Origin of the sequence: uncultured Thiohalocapsa sp. (assembly GCF_913062725.1) — a bacterium.
Taxonomy (GTDB): domain Bacteria; phylum Pseudomonadota; class Gammaproteobacteria; order Chromatiales; family Chromatiaceae; genus Thiohalocapsa.
Map to the genome: position 1 here is coordinate 1 of NZ_CAJXWY010000074.1, position 17,013 is coordinate 17,013.

The 17,013-nt window shown below is 66.6% G+C and carries 12 protein-coding genes and 1 pseudogene; 7 read left to right on the top strand and 6 right to left on the bottom strand.

From position 1 onward, the window contains the following. Positions 1 to 11 precede the first annotated feature (11 nt). A complete protein-coding gene (locus QZ588_RS15815) occupies positions 12 to 335 on the bottom strand; it encodes a hypothetical protein (protein ID WP_295543908.1) in 324 nt (107 codons plus the stop codon). Between the two features lie 334 nt (positions 336 to 669). Here QZ588_RS15815 and adk point away from each other — a divergent pair, with 334 nt between their 5' ends. From adk to QZ588_RS15840, 5 genes are all read left to right on the top strand, one after another. Continuing rightward, entirely contained in the window at positions 670 to 1,329 is a 660-nt protein-coding gene (adk, locus tag QZ588_RS15820) for an adenylate kinase (protein WP_295543909.1), read from the top strand. A 47-nt stretch (positions 1,330 to 1,376) separates the two neighbouring features. Beyond that, a complete protein-coding gene (locus QZ588_RS15825; RefSeq protein ID WP_295543910.1) occupies positions 1,377 to 2,354 on the top strand; it encodes an ATP-binding cassette domain-containing protein in 978 nt (325 codons plus the stop codon). Then, a complete protein-coding gene (locus QZ588_RS15830; protein ID WP_295543911.1) occupies positions 2,347 to 5,319 on the top strand; it encodes a Gldg family protein in 2,973 nt (990 codons plus the stop codon). Before QZ588_RS15825 ends, QZ588_RS15830 begins: the two co-directional genes overlap by 8 nt. Continuing rightward, positions 5,316 to 6,374 (top strand): DUF4340 domain-containing protein, encoded by a 1,059-nt coding sequence (locus QZ588_RS15835; protein WP_295543912.1) that lies wholly within the window; start codon positions 5,316 to 5,318, stop codon positions 6,372 to 6,374. Before QZ588_RS15830 ends, QZ588_RS15835 begins: the two co-directional genes overlap by 4 nt. A gap of 115 nt (positions 6,375 to 6,489) precedes the next feature. Further along, positions 6,490 to 7,785: a bifunctional alpha/beta hydrolase/OsmC family protein gene (locus tag QZ588_RS15840; protein WP_295543913.1), complete on the top strand. Its 1,296-nt coding sequence runs from the start codon at positions 6,490 to 6,492 to the stop codon at positions 7,783 to 7,785. 30 nt (positions 7,786 to 7,815) lie between these two features. Here QZ588_RS15840 and QZ588_RS15845 read toward each other — a convergent pair whose 3' ends face one another. Beyond that, the gene (locus tag QZ588_RS15845) at positions 7,816 to 9,162 is read right to left on the bottom strand and encodes a rhodanese-like domain-containing protein (protein ID WP_295543914.1); all 1,347 of its coding nucleotides are present in this window, start codon (positions 9,160 to 9,162) and stop codon (positions 7,816 to 7,818) included. 242 nt (positions 9,163 to 9,404) lie between these two features. Between QZ588_RS15845 and QZ588_RS15850 the strand changes: the two genes are divergently transcribed. Further along, positions 9,405 to 10,124, top strand: a complete 720-nt coding sequence (locus tag QZ588_RS15850; RefSeq protein ID WP_295543915.1) for a cupin domain-containing protein — start codon at positions 9,405 to 9,407, stop codon at positions 10,122 to 10,124. Positions 10,125 to 10,357: 233 nt separating this feature from the next. On the opposite strand, the gene QZ588_RS15855 is transcribed toward QZ588_RS15850, so the two are convergent. After that, on the bottom strand, positions 10,358 to 11,974 hold the full coding sequence (locus QZ588_RS15855) for a hypothetical protein (RefSeq protein ID WP_295543916.1): 1,617 nt from the start codon (positions 11,972 to 11,974) through the stop codon (positions 10,358 to 10,360). Positions 11,975 to 12,032: 58 nt separating this feature from the next. On the opposite strand from QZ588_RS15855, the gene QZ588_RS15860 reads away from it, so the two are divergent. Beyond that, a complete protein-coding gene (locus QZ588_RS15860) occupies positions 12,033 to 14,267 on the top strand; it encodes a glycosyltransferase (protein ID WP_295543917.1) in 2,235 nt (744 codons plus the stop codon). Between the two features lie 136 nt (positions 14,268 to 14,403). On the opposite strand, the gene QZ588_RS15865 is transcribed toward QZ588_RS15860, so the two are convergent. The 3 genes and pseudogenes from QZ588_RS15865 to QZ588_RS15875 all read right to left on the bottom strand — a co-directional run. Next, positions 14,404 to 15,366, bottom strand: coding sequence for a glycosyltransferase (locus tag QZ588_RS15865; RefSeq protein ID WP_295543918.1), 963 nt, complete (start codon positions 15,364 to 15,366; stop codon positions 14,404 to 14,406). A 326-nt stretch (positions 15,367 to 15,692) separates the two neighbouring features. Then, positions 15,693 to 16,664, bottom strand: coding sequence for a glycosyltransferase family 2 protein (locus QZ588_RS15870; protein WP_295543919.1), 972 nt, complete (start codon positions 16,662 to 16,664; stop codon positions 15,693 to 15,695). Between the two features lie 212 nt (positions 16,665 to 16,876). Further along, positions 16,877 to 17,013 (bottom strand): annotated as a pseudogene (locus tag QZ588_RS15875) (tRNA-specific adenosine deaminase); the annotation flags it as partial.

The window sequence follows — 17,013 nt, forward strand, 5'->3', positions numbered from 1 at the left end:
GGCTCAGCGAATCACCGCTCGGTGCTGCCGGACTCCGGCGCCGAGGGGGCCGCAGGCTGGGCGTAGCCGTAGGGGGTATAGCCGTAGCCAGGGTAGCCGCTCCAGCCGTAGCCCGGATAGCCGCCCCAACCATAGCCCGGATAGCCGCCCCAGCCGCCACGGTACGGGTAGCCATAGCCGCCGTAATACGGATAGCCGCCGTACCAGGGGGCGCCGTGCCAGGGCCCACCGTACCAGGGACCGTTCCCCCAGAAGCCCCAGAATGCCTGGGCCGGGGTCGCGGCCAGCGCGGCAACCAAGGCGCCACCAGCAGCGCTCAGCATCAAAGTTTTCATGGCTTCGCCTCCTCGTTGTGCTCGTTGGAAGTCGCCGGGACCAATCCGTCCCGCCCCCCGGAGTATACCGGTAGAAACATTGTAGACGATAAGGGTTAGTGCCACGTGCTCCCACGGCCGATGGTCGGCCTCTGGCGCGTTGTTGGCAGCTCGCAGAAGCCGAGCCGACGGTGGGGCCGGGCGGCTGGTACGGGCTGATCGCCGATGTTCAGGTGTGCCATGACTTGTCATTGTATAAGGCAGGGTTATTGGCACATCCGATTGCCGAAATTGCCGGCCCGCGCCCCCTGTGGCAGCCTTGGCATCTCGCCACACACCACACAGAGGAAGCACCATGCGCGTCATCCTGCTCGGCGGCCCCGGGGCCGGCAAAGGTACCCAAGCCGGCTTTATCAAGGCGCACTTCGCGATACCCCAGATCTCCACGGGCGACATGCTCCGCGGCCACGTCAAGGCGGGCACCGAGCTGGGCAAGGCCGCCAAGGAGATCATGGACGCCGGCGGTCTGGTGTCGGACGAGATCATCATGGGGATGGTCAAGGCACGCATCGCCGAGGACGACTGCAAGAACGGTTTCCTCTTCGACGGTTTCCCGCGCACCCTGGCCCAGGCGGATGCATTGAAGGATGCCGGCGTCTTTGTCGATGCGGTGGTCGAGATCGCCGTCCCGGACGAGGAGATCATCAAGCGCATGTCCGGCCGGCGCGTGCACCTGCCGTCGGGGCGCACCTACCATGTGGAATTCAATCCGCCGAAAGCGGCGGGTAAGGACGACGAGACCGGCGAGCCCCTCATCCAGCGCGACGACGACAAGGAAGAGACCGTCCGGCAGCGGCTCAAGGTCTATCACGACCAGACCGCGCCGCTCATCGACTACTACGCCAACTGGGCCGAGCAGGGCGGCGAGGGCGCGCCGCGCTACATCAAGGTCGAGGGCGTCGGCGGCGTGGACGACATCCGCACGCGCATCATCGGCGCGTTGGAAGCCGTCTGACACGCGCCGGCGCCGGGTGGAGCGGCGATGACACGTGGAGCGCCAACATGATCGAAGTACGCGAGCTGAGCCGCAGTTACGGCGTGCTCAAGGCGGTGGATGCGGTGTCGTTCGACATCGGCCGCCGCGAGATCGTCGGTCTGCTCGGCCACAACGGCGCGGGCAAGACCACCATCCTGAAGATGCTCACGGGCTATCTCGAGCCGAGCAGCGGCAGCATCCGGATCGACGGTGCGGAGATCGCCACGCGTCGACGCGAGGTGCAGCGCCGCATCGGCTATCTGCCGGAGAATTGCCCGCTTTATCCGGATGTGACCGTGCTCGAGCACCTGGACTACCAGGGCGCGTTGCACGGCATTCCCACGCGCCAGCGCCCGGCGGCGATCCGCCGCGCCGTCGAGCGCACGGCCCTTGGCCCCAAGGCGACGGCGCGGGTGGCCACCCTCTCGCGTGGCTACCGTCAGCGTCTGGGCGTGGCTTCGGCGCTGCTGCACGAGCCGGATGTGCTGATCCTGGACGAGCCCACCAACGGCCTGGATCCGTCGCAGATCCAGCACATGCGCGCACTCATCCGCGAGCAGGCGAGCCATGCGACGGTCATCATCTCCACCCATATCCTGCAGGAGGTGGAGGCCGTCTGCAGCCGCGTGCTCATCATGCGGGCCGGACGCCTTGCGCTGGACAGCGCCATGGGTGCCATCGGCGCCACGCCCAGGCTGCGGGTGACACTGGATCGGCGCCCGAGTGATGCACGGCAGGTGCTGGGTGCGCTGCCCGGCATCACCGCCGTGGATCACATCGTTGATGAGGGCATTCGCTGCGACTTCGCGCTCACCACGGATGATCCCAACGCCGCCGCCCCCCGCGTGGCGGCGGCCGTCGCCGAGCGCGGCTGGGCGCTCTATGCCCTGGCGCGTGAGCGCCACGACCTGGAGGCCGTGTTCGGACAGCTCGCCGAGGCGATGCCCGCGGCCCCCACGGCTGGCGCCGGGGCTGACGGTGCATCGGAGGCGGGCCATGTCTGACATGCTGCACGTCACCCGCAAGGAGCTTTCCAGCTTCTTCGATTCGCCGGTGGCCTATCTCTTCATCGGTGCCTTCCTGGCGGCCTGCCTGTTCGTGTTCTTCTGGGTGGATGCCTTCTTCGCCCGTAACCTGGCGGATACCCGACCGCTGTTCGACTGGATGCCGCTGCTGCTGATCTTCCTCGCCGCCGCGCTCACCATGCGGTTGTGGAGCGAGGAGCGCCGGGCCGGCACCCTGGAGCTGCTGGCGACCCTGCCCGTGGCCACCTGGAAACTGGTGCTGGGCAAAGGCGTTGCGGCGCTGGCGCTGGTGGCCGTGGCGCTGCTGCTGACGCTGCCGCTGCCGGTCACGGTGTCCATACTGGGCCCCCTGGATTGGGGGCCCGTGCTCGGGGCCTATCTGGCGACGCTGCTGCTGGCGGCGGCCTACATCGCCATCGGCCTCTTCGTGTCGGCGCGCACCGACAATCCCATCGTTGCCCTCATCGGCACGACGCTGCTCTGTGCCGTGCTCTATCTCATCGGCTCGCCGGCGCTGACGGGGCTGTTTGGCCATGGCGTCGGTGAGGTGCTGCGGCTGTTCGGCACCGGGGCGCGCTTCGAGTCCATCACCCGCGGCGTCATCGATCTGCGCGACCTGTATTACTACCTGAGCCTGACGGCGGTGTTCCTGGCGCTTTGCATCGACAGCCTCGAGCGCCTGCGCTGGGCCGCCGATAGCGATCACCGCATCCGCCACCACCGCTGGACGCTGATCACGGTGTTGGCGGCGGCGAACCTGCTCGCCGCCAACCTGTGGCTGCAGCAGGTGGGCACCCTGCGCAGCGATCTCACCGCGGGCAAGCGCTATACCGTCTCCGAGGCCACCCGCACCTATCTGCAGCAGCTGCGCGAGCCGCTGCTGATCCGCGGCTATTTCAGCGCCGAGACGCATCCGCTGCTGGCCCCGCTGGTGCCGCAGCTGCGTGACCTGCTGCGGGAGTACGAGGTGGTGGGCGGCGCCAATGTGCAGGTGGAATTCGTGGACCCCGCCACGGCGCCGGAGCTGGAGCGCGAGGCCGGCGAGCAATACGGCATCCGCCCGGTGGCCTTCCAGACCGCGAGCAAGTACCAGGCGGGTGTGGTGAACTCCTACTTCGACGTGCTGGTGAAGTACGGCGATCAGTTCGAGACCCTGGGCTTTCAGGATCTCATCGAGGTGAAGGTCCAGGGCGAGACAGACCTGGACGTGCGCCTGCGCAATCCGGAGTACGACCTCACGCGCACCATCAAGAAGGTGCTCTACGGCTATCAGGCCGGGGGCGATCCCTTCGCCGGCATCGGCGCGCCCATTCGCTTTCGCGGCTTCATCTCGCCGGCGGCGAGCTTGCCGGAGCCGTTGCCCGCGCTGCGTGCCGACCTGGAGGCGGTGCTGGCGCAGCTCACCGCCGAGGCCGCCCGCGGCGGTGCCGGGCCGGCGGCCTTCAGCTGGGATATCGTCGACCCGGCTGAAGACCCCGCACTGGCGCAGGAGATCGACGAGCGCTTCGGCTTCCAGCCGCTGGTGCTGGGCCTGCTGGACCCGCAGCCGTTCTATTTCTACATGGTGCTGGAGCAGGGCGAGCGCGCGGTGCCCGTGCCGCTGCCCGAGGGTTTGGACAAGGCGAGCCTGGAGCGCGCCCTGGTGGCCGGCCTCAAGCGGTTCGCCCCCGGGGTGCTGCGCACCGTCGCCCTCTACACCCCGGAGCCGCCGGCGCCGTCCATGCCCGGCCTGCCGCAGGCCGCGGGGCCCGGCTACACCCTGCTCAAGGACACGCTGCGGGAGGGCTTTGCGCTGCGGGAGACCGACCTCGCCGCCGGCCAGGTGCCGCCGGACGCGGATCTGTTGCTGGTGGTGGACCCCACGGCGCTCGACGATCGGCAACGCTTCGCCGTGGACCAGTTCCTGATGCAGGGCGGCACCGTCATGGTGGCCGCGGCCCAATTCGACGTGGACCTCACGGGCAGCGAAATCACGGCAGGACCGGCGCAGACCGGCCTCGGCGACTGGCTCGCGGGCCACGGCGTGACGCTGGAGCAGGCCCTGGTGCTGGACCCCCAGAACACGCCGTTCCCGATCCCGGTGCCCCGGCGCGTGGGCGGCTTTACGGTGGAGGAGATCCAGACGCTGGATTATCCGTACTTCCCGGATGTGCGCGCGGATGGCCTGTCCGCCGATTCCGGCATCACCGCCAATCTGGGTCAGATCACCATGAACTGGACCTCGCCCATCGCGCTGGACGCCGCGGCGAACGCCGAGCGCGTGGTGACCCGGCTGATCGAGAGCTCGCCGGCGGCCTGGACCACCGCGTCGCCGGACCTGCAGCCGAACTTCGAGCAGTATGGTCGGCTCGGCTTCCCGGTGGGCGATGACCGCGGCCGCAAGCTGCTGGCGGTGATGGTGGAAGGTCGTTTCGAGTCCGCATTCGCCGGCGAGCGCTCGCCGCTGCTGCCGGCGGCGGATGCACAAGGCGAGGCGGGTGTGTCCGCGGAGCCAGAGGCGGCGGCTGCCGCCGATGATGACGTCGCGGGCGCCGAAGCCGGCGACGCCGAGCCGCCGGTGGTCTCCGCGGTGGTCGAGCACTCACCGCCATCGGCGCGGCTCATGGTCCTCGGCTCCGACAGCTTTCTGTCGGACACCGCCATCAGCCTGGCCACCGAGGCCACCCAGAGCCGCTACCTCAAGCCCCTGGAGCTGGTGCAGAACGCCGTCGAATGGTCGCTGGAGGACCGCGGCCTGCTGGCGCTGCGCGGTCGCGGTCAGTTCAGCCGACTGCTGGAGCCCGTCGGCCGCCAGGCACGGATGTTCTGGGAATCTCTGAACTACGCATGGGCCGCCATCGGCCTGGGGCTGGTGTATTGGCTGCATCGGCGACTGCGTCGTCGCCGTGAGCGCACGCTCGCGGCGATGCTGCACGCGGACACCGAGGGGAGGGCGCTGGCATGAGCGAGACGACCCCGAGCGCACGGGCCGACGCCGCCGGGCGTCGCTTTGGCCTGGACGCCGCCTGGCGGCCCGCGCTGCGCAGCCCGCTGGTGCTGTTGCTGGCGGCGGTGCTGGCGGTGCAGATCATCGCCGCCCTGCTGCTCGGCGGCGGGCGCAGCCTGGCGCCCGCCGCCGGAGGCGCACCGCTGCTGGCGCTGGAGACCGCGGGCGTGAGCACCCTCGAGCTCGTCTCCGGCGACGGCGATACCGTGGTGGTGGCGCGCAGCGGCGACGACTGGGTGCTGCCGGCGCTGGACGGCTTTCCCGCCAGCGGCAGCCGCGTCGATGCCCTGCTGGATGACCTGGCGGGCCTCGAGCGCCCGCTGCCGGTGGCCACCAGCGCCGATGCCCAACGCCGCTTCCGCGTCGCCGACGACGCCTTCGAACGGCGGCTGACGCTGCGCGGCGACGGCGGCGAGGTCACAGTCTTGTTCGGCGATTCACCGGGCTTCCGGCGCCTGTTCGCCCGCGTCGGCGGCGAGGATGCCATCTACGATCTGCGCCTCACGCTGTTCGACCTGGGTGCGACGGCGGATGACTGGATCGATCGCGGCCGCCTCCAGCTCGACCGCGGCGAGCTCACGCGCATCGCCGCCGACGACTGGGAGCTGGTGCGCACAGAGGACGGTTGGTCGCTCGCGGACACCGACGCGGCGCTGGACACCGTCGCCGTCGAGACGCTGGTGAACGCCGTCGCCACCGTCGGTTACACGGGCGTGCTCGGCGGCGACGGTGAGGCGCGCGATGACCTGGACGACCCCGCCCGGGTGCTCACCATCGAGCACGGCGGCGAGACGCGTCGTTACCGGCTCGCGCCCATCGCCGACGGCGAAGACTTCGTGCTCAAGCGCGATGCCGAGCCCTACGTCTATCGGCTGAGCGCGTTCGCTGCGCAGCCGCTGCTGGAGGCGGACCGCGCGCAACTGCTCGGCGAGACGGCCGCCGACGACGGCGGCGATGCCGGCGCCGGTGCGGCTGAGGAATCGGCGGCAAGCCCGTCGCCGTCCGCGTCCTGAGCGGGCGCGCGGGCTTGTGGCTGGTGACAAAGCGCCATGCTGCATTGCAGCGTAGCCGCCGCGCCCGCATACTGCCCTCACGGAGCGGGACCGCCCGCCGCAGCCGGAGGCCGCCATGGCGCGCATCAAGCTCGAGTTCCAGAACACGCAGGGCCACACCCTTTCGGGACTCCTGGAAACGCCTCCGCCCGGCGTGCCAACCCTGCGTCATGCCCTGTTTGCGCACTGTTTTACCTGCGGCAAGGATATCGCCGCGGCGACGCGCATCAGCCGGGCGCTGGCCGCCCGCGGTATCGCCGTCCTGCGCTTCGACTTCACCGGGCTCGGCAACAGCGACGGCGATTTCGCCAACACCAGCTTCACGTCCAACGTGCAAGACCTGGTGGCCGCCGCCAATGCCCTGGCCGCGGAGCATGCGGCTCCGGCCATGCTCATCGGTCACAGCCTCGGCGGCGCGGCGGTGTTGGCGGCGGCCCATGAGCTGCCGAGCGTCGAGGCCGTGGTCACCATCGCTGCGCCGGCGACGCCCAAGCATGTGGAGCACCTGTTCAGCGGCGTGCGCGGTGAGATGGAGGCCTCCGGCGAGGCCGAAGTGACGGTGGGCCGCCGGCGCTTTCGCATCAAGCGCCAGTTCCTGGACGACCTGGAGCAGCATGCCGACGCCGAGCACATCAAGCGGCTGAAGCGGGCCCTGCTGATCTTTCACTCGCCGGCGGATGAGATCGTCAATATTTCAGAAGCCGCCAGGATCTACCAAGCCGCCAAGCATCCCAAGAGCTTCATCTCGTTGTGTGAGGCGGACCACCTGCTCACCAACCGCGAGGACTCGGAGTATGTCGCCGAGACCCTGGTGGCCTGGGCCAGTCGTTATCTGGGCCTGCGACAGCACGCAGCGGAGGCGGGCCCCGGCACCACGCCGGAGGTAGCCGCCGGCGAGGTGGTGGTGACCGAGCGCGAGGGGCGTTTTCTGCGCGGCCTCTACACCCAGCACCACCAGCTCCTGGCCGACGAGCCCCGGGCCGCCGGCGGGACCGATCTGGGCCCGTCGCCCTACGACCTGCTGCTGATGGCCCTCGGTGCCTGCACCTCCATGACCATCCGCATGTACGCCGATCACAAGGGTCTGCCGCTGGACGACGTGGAGGTGCGCGTCAGCCACGCGCGCATCCACGTGGACGACTGCGAAGCGGACTGCGGCGATGCGGTGCGTGCGGGCGCCGATCAGCAGGGCCGCATCGAGCGCATCGAGCGCCGCATCGATCTCACCGGCGATCTCACCGAAGCGCAGCGGGCGCGGCTGCTCGCCATCGCCGACCGCTGTCCGGTCCACCGCACCCTGGAAGGTCAGCCGGCCATGGTGTCGCGGTTGGTGGGGCAGGATGGCGCGCCCGGTGCCGGGGCCGACGGCTGAGGCCGATGCCCCCGCCGGCCGCCCGCGCGCTCAGAAGTCGAACTCCATCTCCCGGAAGATCCGCCCGGCGTTACGCCGCGCCAGCTCGTCGAAGGTGTCCAGGTGGCGGTAGGCGGACTGGTCCACGGCGTAGGCGTCGGTGAGGCCGCCGCCGGCGTCGATGAGCGCGCCGATCTGCGTGCGCATGTCGACCAGATAATCTTTGGTGTACTTGGTGACTTCCGCCATGTCGGTGGGCTCGCCGTGTCCCGGGATGACGATGTCCGCGCCCAGGGCCTCGAAGGCGTCCCAGGTCTCGATCCAGCCGGCGGTGTCGGTGTCGTCGAACACCGGCAGCAGGCGCTGATGGAAGGCCAGGTCGCCGGCGATGACCAGCCGCTGGTCCGGCAGCCAGACGGAGATATCACCGGGGCTGTGGGCGGGGCCCAGGTGGCGGATCTCGATGCGCTGGCCGCCGAGCGTCAGGATCTTCTCGTCCTCGAAGGTCTCGTCCGGCATGACCACCTGCGTGAAGCTGCCCTTGTCGCGCCGTCCTTGGCGCATGCGATCCAATATCTCGGCGCCGTGGGCCTCGATTTCGGCGGCGGCGTCGGCGTGGGCGATGATGGTGGCGCCCTGTTCCCGCCAGTAATTGGCGCCCAGCATGGCGTGGCCCTGGCCGTTCTCCAGCACCACATATTTCACCGGCTGATCGGTGATTTGCTTGATCTCCTCGTGCAGGGCCCGGGCCAGGAGATAATTGTCGCCGGCGTTGATCACCACCACGCCGTCGGCGGTGACGATGAAGGACAGGTTGTTGTTGTGGCCGGCATTCTCGTAGGTGGGCGGGGCGGTGGCGCCGATGGCGGACCAGACACCCTCCGCCACTTGCATCGGCAGCCGGTAGAGCATGGACTGGGGCGCCGGGTCCTGCGAGGTCACCGGCAGTCCGGCGTCGCGCCAGGCGGAAAAGCCTTCGGCGTAGTTGAACACCCGCGTGTAGCCCATGCGCTGGAGCGTTGCCGCCGCCAGCGGGCTGCGCAGATTGGTGCCGCAGTACACCACCACGGGCGTGTCCCGGTCTGGCACCGCGGTCTCGATTTGCAGCTCCAGCCAGCCGCGCGGCATGTCCAGATGCCTGGGGGCGTCGATGCTGCCGCCGGCTTGCCAGGCCTCGCGGGGGGTGCGGATATCCACCACGGCGGTGGTCGGCTCCCGCTCGAGGAGCGCCGCCAACTCGTCGGTGGCAATGTCCTGGACCGTTGTCTTCGCCTGCTCGAGCAGCGCCTCGCCCGTCGGCGGTGCGGTTGCATCGGCCGCGGCGTCGCCCGCAGCCGCGAGCAGCAGCAGCAGCAGCGGCAGCAGACGGGCGGGCGGCGGTTGTGTCATCGGGGGCATGATGGGCTCCTCAGGTGGTGCGTTTGGGTTTCTGGATACTTGTGTCGGCGCAGTGCGCACAGATTGTCGCGCAGCCGGATTGTCCCTCAGAAAGCCCGGCGCGTTGAGCCGGGCTTGAGCCTGTCTGCGCGGCCCGGCGGCTGCGTCGGCGCGGGGCGGCCCGGCGCACGCACCGCAGACGTCCAACCCTGGTGGACGCACACCCCCGCCACTGTCGAATTCGCTTTAGCCAACATCAGCTTATGCACACAGAACCCGCCGCGAACAATCATGTCCGCCTCGCCTACCAGGGCGATGATGCCGACGTCCAGCTCAACGCCGATGTTGCCCGCCCCGCCCGGGCGGCGCTGGCCGCCATGCCCTGGGAGGCGTCGCCCCAGCCCGGCGTCGAGCGCAAGCGCCTGGAGCTGGTGGGTGCGAGCCTGCCGCGGCTCACCACGCTGGTCCGATTCGCCCCCGGCAGTCACTTCGCGGAGCATGGCCACGACGGCGGCGAAGAATTCATCGTCTTGGCGGGGACCTTTTCCGACCACACCGGAGACTTCGACGCAGGCAGCTACGTCCGCAACCCCGTCGGCTTCGTGCACACCCCCTACACCGACGCCGGCTGCACCATCCTGGTCAAGCTGCGTCAGTTTCAGCCCGACGACCGCCAGCGGGTGATCGTCGATACCCGCGCCATCGACCAGAGCAGACCGGATGCCCAGGGCCACGCTTGGCTCGAGCTGCATCGCCATGGCAGCGAACGGGTGCGCCTCTGCAGGCTGTGCGCCGGTGCGGCGCCGCTGCAATTGGCCGATGCCGGCGGCGTCGAGCTGCTGGTTCTGGAAGGTGAGGTGCAAATCGACGGCGAAGTGCTGCGGGCGCCCCACTGGCTGCGGTTGCCCGCGGGTGCAGCGTGCACCCTCGAGCCGAGCGGTCATTGCCGGCTCTGGATCAAGCAGGGACACCTGCCGGCATAAGCCTCTGGCCCGACATGGCCTTCGGCGCATCCTGTTCCGCGAGGCCTGCGAAGAACTGCTGATCGCTCTCCGCCGGGGGTGGGTCGCAGGCGAGCACCAGTGAGCTGAGGACAAGCCTGGGACGCGGGACGAGCGAGAGCCACCGCATGGGGATCGCTCCATCGACGGCAGTCGGTCACTGCCTGTCCATCAGCATAGGCTGATGTTACGGCGATGCCCTGAGCGTACACCCTTCATGCGCTGCGCAGCCGCGTCACCGTCACCAGGCCGATGGCCGCGAAGGGCAGCAACAGCGTCAGCGCCATCACGGTCCACAGCATCCAGCCCAGTTCGGAGTAATCCGCCGGCACGGTCACGACGCCGGCTTCGCGCACCTCGCGGGTCACCGTGTAGAGCTGGTTCAGGTACTTGGTGCCGAGCTGGCTCGCGGACAGGGCCAGGTTGACGAAGGATGACATGACGGCGAAGAAGGTCGCCTTCAGGTGCGCCGGGGCGGAGTTGGCAATCCACGCCAGCATTGGAATCATCGCCACCAGTCCCAGCGGCGACTCCACCGCCGTATCCACCAGGGCGATGAAGCGGGCATCGACGATGCCTGCGGTATGGGCGGCGGTCCACTCCTGCAGCCCGTAGTACAGCGCCAGGTTGGGCAGGGACAAGAGCGCGGTGAGGATGCTGAGAAAGCCGACGATGTAGACGATGGAATGATCCGCCAGGAAGCGGCGGAAGATGAACATGGCCGCCAGCGCCATGCCGCTGCCCACCAATTGCAGCACGGATACGAACTGCTGGTCGAAGCCCAGGTCGTCGATCATCCACCAGGTCTGGCCGGCGCCCGGGTTGGGCAGCGCCCGAAAGGCGAAGATGACGATGGCCGTGCCCAGCAAAGTGCGTGCGGCCTCCGGCGAGAGCTCCTTCAGCAGCCTGGAGATCAGGAAGCCGACGATGGCCATGGACCCCAGGAAGACGATCTCTTTGTTGTAGGGCAGCTCGCCCAGGCCGACCGCCAGGGTGAACAGCACGAAGGCCAGGCTGCCGCCGAGGATCCAGAAGTTCGGCCTGGTGTCCTGCTCGCCGCCGCGGATCAGGCGTGCCGCCGCCGCGGTCTCCCCGAGCCGCCGCAGACGGCGCACTTCGCGCTGCTTCAGCACGCCGCCGAGCAGCACGCCGGATACGGATGCCAGCGGAATCACCAGTGCCAGCTCGTAGATGTGGATATAGGTGGCGAGCTTGGCGGCTTCGTCCATGGCGTCGGCGCCGCGGAAGAGCCAGACGTTCAGCAGGGCCACGAACACCGAGCCGCCGATGATGGCGACCCGTCCGAGGGTCTGCATGGTGGTGTGCATCAGCCGGCGCTGCTCGGCCTCGATGGGCTGGCCGTGGGCGTCCAGCGTCGGCACGGCCTCCACCGTCATGGCATCGGCGACGACGTCCTGCACCACGTAGCCCAGCGGCGCCAGCAGCACGCTCACCACATACCAGGTCTCCACGGGCATGACCGCACCCATGCGCTCCGGTTGCGCGAGCAGGCCGAGCATGATGACCAGGCTCGCGGTGATCAGCGCGGCGCCGACGTAGACCAGCAGCGACTTCCAGCGCCAGATCAGGTCCACCAGATGCCCGAGGGGCATTTTCAGCGACCACGGGATCATGGCCCAGAAGCCGAGCGCCGCCAGGAACTCCGCCGAGAGGCCCAGGTAATCCTTGACGAAGAAGGTGCCGACGATGGCCGTGAGCCCCTGGATGCCGGCGGCCACGTAGATCATCAGCGGCGGCAGGTAGGACAGCCGCAGCTCCCGGCCGAGCTCCAGCACGGTGCGGTCGAACCATTGGTAGATACGGGAATCCATGAGCGGTAAGTGAGGCGGCAGGCGCGCTCGCACAACTGTGCTGGAACCGAATCTACGGGTGGACATCAGCGCAGTGCAGGGGCGCGCGACGGTGGCGATGGCGTGTTTGGCGTCGCGGTCGTCCGAACGCGATCATACGCCCCAGATCACGGCACTGAATGACTACCACGGTGATAGTCTATCGACACCGACGGCAGCAGCTGAGGCCTTTGTTGTTATCCAGCATGACGAGCGCGCGGATTTTCGCCGCATGCGGTCGGCGGAGTGGCCGTCCCCATTGATCTGGCAGACGGAGCAGGAGCGGCGGCAAATGCCGTCATCGCGATGGTGGCGGCGTACGCGCCCGCTGCGCATCGGCGCGCGGTTGTTGCGCGCAGTAAGCCGGGCTCCACGCCTGCTGGTGCGGCGGTTTCTCGGGCCGCGAACACGACTGACCGCCTTTTTGCAGACGGCGTTTCGGCCGCTGCGGCCGTTATGGGTACCCGGCGCCGAGCGGACGCTGCTGCAAGAGATGCTGTCGCGGCGCTTGCTACCGGATGCCGTGCCCACCGGCGGCTGGCGCACTGTGTGCAACGCGGTCATGCCGGCGGAGGGATGGCCGGCCGTCACCGTTTCGGTGGTAACCGAGGACAGCGAGCGCTGGCTGCCGGGGCTGCTGCAGAGTTTGCGCCGGCAACATTATCCGCTGGCACGGCTGACGTTGGTGCTAATGGACAATGGTTCCAGCGATGGCACCGTTGCGCTGCTGCGTGATTTTCAGGCCCGGCACGGGATGCTATTTGGCGCGGTGCGGTTGCTGCAGTTACCGAATCCCGGCTTTGGTGTCGCCCACAACCAAGCGGCGATGCAAACCGCCGACCCCTTCCTGTTGGTGATCGATTCCAAGGTGGAGCTCACGCCACAGGCCCTGGCGCGGGTGGTTGCCATGGCGTTGGTGGATGCGGGGGATGTGGCTAGTTGGGAGTTGCGCCAGGCACCTTACGAGCAGCTGAAGCACTACGATCCGGTGACTTGGGAGACGCTGTGGTCGTCGCATGCCTGCATTCTCCTCCGGCGCTCGACGTTTGTGGCCTTAAGGGGATACGACGAGCGGCTGTCCTCGTGCGGCCAGGACGTGGAGTTTTCATTCCGTTGCCGAGAGGCGGGCTATCGGCTGCGCTATTGTCCGCCGGCACAGGTGTGGTGTCACACAGATGTCGCCGCCAACGCGTTGAATCCGGCACAACATGTCGGCCGCATCGGTGCGGGCCTGTTCCTACGGCTCCGCTACGGTGCGGCACGGGACATCCTCGCGGCGGTGCTGCTGGCGCCGGTTGCGCTGCTGCGGCGGGGTGCTACCGGCGCTCGGCGGCGTTTGCTGGGTGCGTATGCAAGGCTGCTGCGTCAGGCGCCTGCGCTGCTCTCACAAAATGCCGCAGGGCGGCACCGACCCGTGGGAGTGTTTCGACGCTTCGACTACGGCATGGTGCGCGCGGGCGGGACCGAGCCCGCCGCAGCACCGCCGGCGAGCGACCATCTCCCCTTGGTGTCCGTTATTACCCGAACCTATGCCGGGCGGGATTGGTTGCTGAGGCAGGCGGGTCTGTCGGTGCTCCAGCAAACCTGGCCCAGCCTGGAATGGATTGTGGTTGAGGACGGCGGTGATTCCTGCGCTGCGACGGTTGCGGAGTTGGCTGAGCACGCACCATTCCCGGTGCGCCGCCTGAGCCAGCCTAAGCGCGGCCGCAGCCCTGCGGGTAATCTGGGGCTGGCTGCGGCGACGGGCCGATGGTGCCTGTTCTTGGACGATGATGATCTGCTGTACGCCGATCACGTCGAAACCCTCGCCGGCGCGCTGCTGGCCAACCCGGGCGTTGCGGCTGCCTATTCGCTGGCATGGGAGGTGCGCTGCGACATTGATGCCGCAACGCACCGCATCCATGAAGACGCATATCTGCTGGACCCTTGGTATTTGCAGCCATTCGATCGGGCAGAGCTGGCATGGCGTAATTATATCCCGATTCAGGCCATCCTGTTTGAGCGATACCTTTTCGAAGCTTATGGTGGCTTTTGGGAGCACCTCGAGCAATTGGAGGACTGGAACCTGTGGCGGCGCTATGCGGCGCACGCCGACTTTTTGCTAATACCAAAAACGACGTCGCTCTTCCGCAAGCCCGCCAATCCCGAACGAGCCGGCGCACGACAGGCAGCCCTGGATGACGCTTATGAGCAGGTCAAGGCGGAAACGGATGCCGCGCTGGCCGTCCGCGCCAGCGCATCCGTCCACGGCTCGCCCCCCCCGAGATGGTCCTGACGCATGCTAGCGCACGCCCAGCGTCGGCATGCGATACCGCTTGATCTCTGTGACCTTTCTTGAGTGTTGTTGAGGCGGATAGGCGCCTAGAAACCGCCCCTGTCCAACGCCCTGTTTCTCCCGTTAGCGCCACGCGTCACTGTTGCCTTCCGCCAATACGTTCTCGCAGTCGTCCCACGAGCTCACTGACGACGAGATCCGTGAAAGCGTAAGGTAAATGAAGCATAAACAGGGGCTCAGTGCTGCGCATCATACGGATACTTCGTCTCGACGGCATGCAGCTGTGCATCAGTGACTGGCAGACATGTCGCGCCATGAAATGGCGCATCTTCGCACGGGAGCGGCGGGAAAGAATCCCAGACCGCTTCAAGAACTGAAAGATATACGCAATCTCTTCAAGATACCGCGGATCATGATAGTGCCGATGCAGCGTCGAGCCCGCATGAATACGCATGCTGCTCATGTGCTTGTCCACGTAGCCAACATCGGAGTCCAGCAACATGCGGACATATAAAAACCAATCGCCGCAATAGCGCATCCCAACATCGGCCAAGCCTGATTTTAGATAGCGCGACCTCCGCAAAAGTGCACCGCTGACAGTACTGATGGTGTTGCGTGCGCAGAGCTGCGTTGAGATCTCGTGCATCCCACTGGTGGTTCGGTCTGCGGGCGTGCTCGAGCCCGGGCGCTGCAGTCTTGTCCGGGCTAGGACGTTGCCCTGTTCATCGATGTAACGCATGCCACTGTAGGCCAAGCCAATGCGGTCGTCTTGGCGCATGACTGCGACCAGGCTTGCAAGCAACTCCGGATCCGCCACATCATCGGATTCAGCAATCCATACATAGCGCCCGTGTGCCTCACGCACACCATAATCCCATTGCCTGAATGGGCTGCCGCTGTTGCAGTCATTGATCAGAACACGGGTATCCGGGTGATACGACTGGAATTCTCTGATGATCTCCAAACTACCATCGGTGGAGGCATCATCAAGAATGAGCAGTTCATAGTCCTGAAAGGTCTGCGCAAGGATGCTATCCAGCCGCTGCTTCAGGAAAGGCGCGTGGTTATAATTGGGAACGACAACGGATACTAGCGGCATTTCTCATCCACCGGGCTGTGCAATCGTAGGTCGTGGCCGCTGCTGAGCAGGCGACGGAACAGCGGGTTTCGATCGCTGATGGTCTTCACGTCGATGAGTTGTAGTGGTACCAGATCCTTCAACCATCAATCATGCGCTGGCTGTCACGCGGTAGACAGGGTGATGCGCAATCGTCTTGCGTGTGGTGGAGCCTTGAATAGCCTATCGGCGTGCATCAGTGCCCGCTATAGCACACTGGAAGTGCCGCCGCTTGAGTTGGATCGGCGCATGGTCTCCGGTGCAGGTCAGCGTCACGCCGTGCTCGCCGACGCCATGCCGCATCGGATCTATTTTGGTCGCCTGTGTTGCCATAGGCGTCTCAATTTCGCGGTTAATATCCATAGGCGACTACGTTGCCAGAGGGTCGATGCGTCCACGCCCGTCGTCTCGTAAAAGACAAGATCACGCAGCAAGGTGCCCCGACCTTGTCCGTTCTTGAATAGTGCCCGCATGATCCGGCGTCCCTCCCGTTTGAGTCCGAGAGAAAAGGCCATCTGCGCCAGGCGTCGGTAATGGATATCAAACAGTGCCGGAAACGATGCGATAAAATCGGAATGTCGCTGGAGTGTGCTTGCATACAGCTCGAAGCGGCGCATGTCATATCTTGGTCCTGTAAGTCGACTCTGGCTGTGGTCATGGATCGTGACAAGGACATGCGGTACCGTTTTGAAAGAGCAGTGCTTGACCAGTCGAAAATAATATTCCGTATCTCCTCCAACGCGAAAGGTCTCATCGAAAAACCCAGCGACATCGGTGACTCCTCTGCGAATGGTCAGGCCGAAGCCACCGCCGATCGTGGTCGCCGCCACAACAGCCGCTTCGCGAGGCTGGATACATTCTGGCCAAACACGCTCATACAAAGGGAATGCACCCGTTGTTGTGTCACGAACGCATCGGACACCAGCCCAGGCGAAGCCAATCTCGGGTGACGCTTGAAAGAGGGCGTAAGTGTTTTCCAGAAATAAAGGCGAAAGCTCGTCGTCGTCGTCAAGCCGTGAAATCAATGCGCCATGGGCTGCCTCAATGCCCGTATTAACTGCCGCAGACGCCCCCTTGTTTGTGGGATGACGAATTAACCGCAGTCGAGCGTCGTTGAGCTGTCGCAGGATAGCAACGGTGTCCGTATCACCGGCGTCATCCACGACAATACATTCCCAATTGCAAAACGTTTGAGCCAGGACACTACGAAGGGCCCGCGCGAGTAACGTCGGGCGGTTGAATGTGATGACAATGATCGAAAATACGGTGCTTTGATGCATGATCGGAGCGCGCCGTGGCGTTCACCGGCGCATGGACGATGGTGAGCAGGGCATGTAGACGCGCGGCCTGGGATTGTAGCGGGCGGGTGACGGCATCAGTTGAATCAGAGCCGATTAACGATGCTTTGGACAAACAAGTCGACGGTGGAGCGGAGAAGGGGATAGTCACGTCCCTGCTGCAGCCCCGGTTGTATGTTCCCGTCTGCCGGTGGTCAGGAGGCATGCCGGCGGCGGGCGGCGAAGAATGTGCGCAGCAGATCGGCGCAGTCGGCGGCGAGGACACCGCCTGCACAGTCGGTGCGGTGATTGAAGCGCGCGTCCGACGGCAGCAGGTCGAAGACACTGCCGC

What these genes read in the sequence shown, in the direction of transcription:
- QZ588_RS15870 (WP_295543919.1), bottom strand. Translation starts at nt 16,664, where the DNA reads ATGCATCAAAGCACCGTATTTTCGATCATTGTCATCACATTCAACCGC.
- QZ588_RS15850 (WP_295543915.1), top strand. Translation starts at nt 9,405, where the DNA reads ATGCACACAGAACCCGCCGCGAACAATCATGTCCGCCTCGCCTACCAG.
- QZ588_RS15865 (WP_295543918.1), bottom strand. Translation starts at nt 15,366, where the DNA reads ATGCCGCTAGTATCCGTTGTCGTTCCCAATTATAACCACGCGCCTTTC.
- QZ588_RS15835 (WP_295543912.1), top strand. Translation starts at nt 5,316, where the DNA reads ATGAGCGAGACGACCCCGAGCGCACGGGCCGACGCCGCCGGGCGTCGC.
- QZ588_RS15840 (WP_295543913.1), top strand. Translation starts at nt 6,490, where the DNA reads ATGGCGCGCATCAAGCTCGAGTTCCAGAACACGCAGGGCCACACCCTT.
- QZ588_RS15815 (WP_295543908.1), bottom strand. Translation starts at nt 335, where the DNA reads ATGAAAACTTTGATGCTGAGCGCTGCTGGTGGCGCCTTGGTTGCCGCG.
- adk (WP_295543909.1), top strand. Translation starts at nt 670, where the DNA reads ATGCGCGTCATCCTGCTCGGCGGCCCCGGGGCCGGCAAAGGTACCCAA.
- QZ588_RS15830 (WP_295543911.1), top strand. Translation starts at nt 2,347, where the DNA reads ATGTCTGACATGCTGCACGTCACCCGCAAGGAGCTTTCCAGCTTCTTC.
- QZ588_RS15845 (WP_295543914.1), bottom strand. Translation starts at nt 9,162, where the DNA reads ATGCCCCCGATGACACAACCGCCGCCCGCCCGTCTGCTGCCGCTGCTG.
- QZ588_RS15855 (WP_295543916.1), bottom strand. Translation starts at nt 11,974, where the DNA reads ATGGATTCCCGTATCTACCAATGGTTCGACCGCACCGTGCTGGAGCTC.
- QZ588_RS15825 (WP_295543910.1), top strand. Translation starts at nt 1,377, where the DNA reads ATGATCGAAGTACGCGAGCTGAGCCGCAGTTACGGCGTGCTCAAGGCG.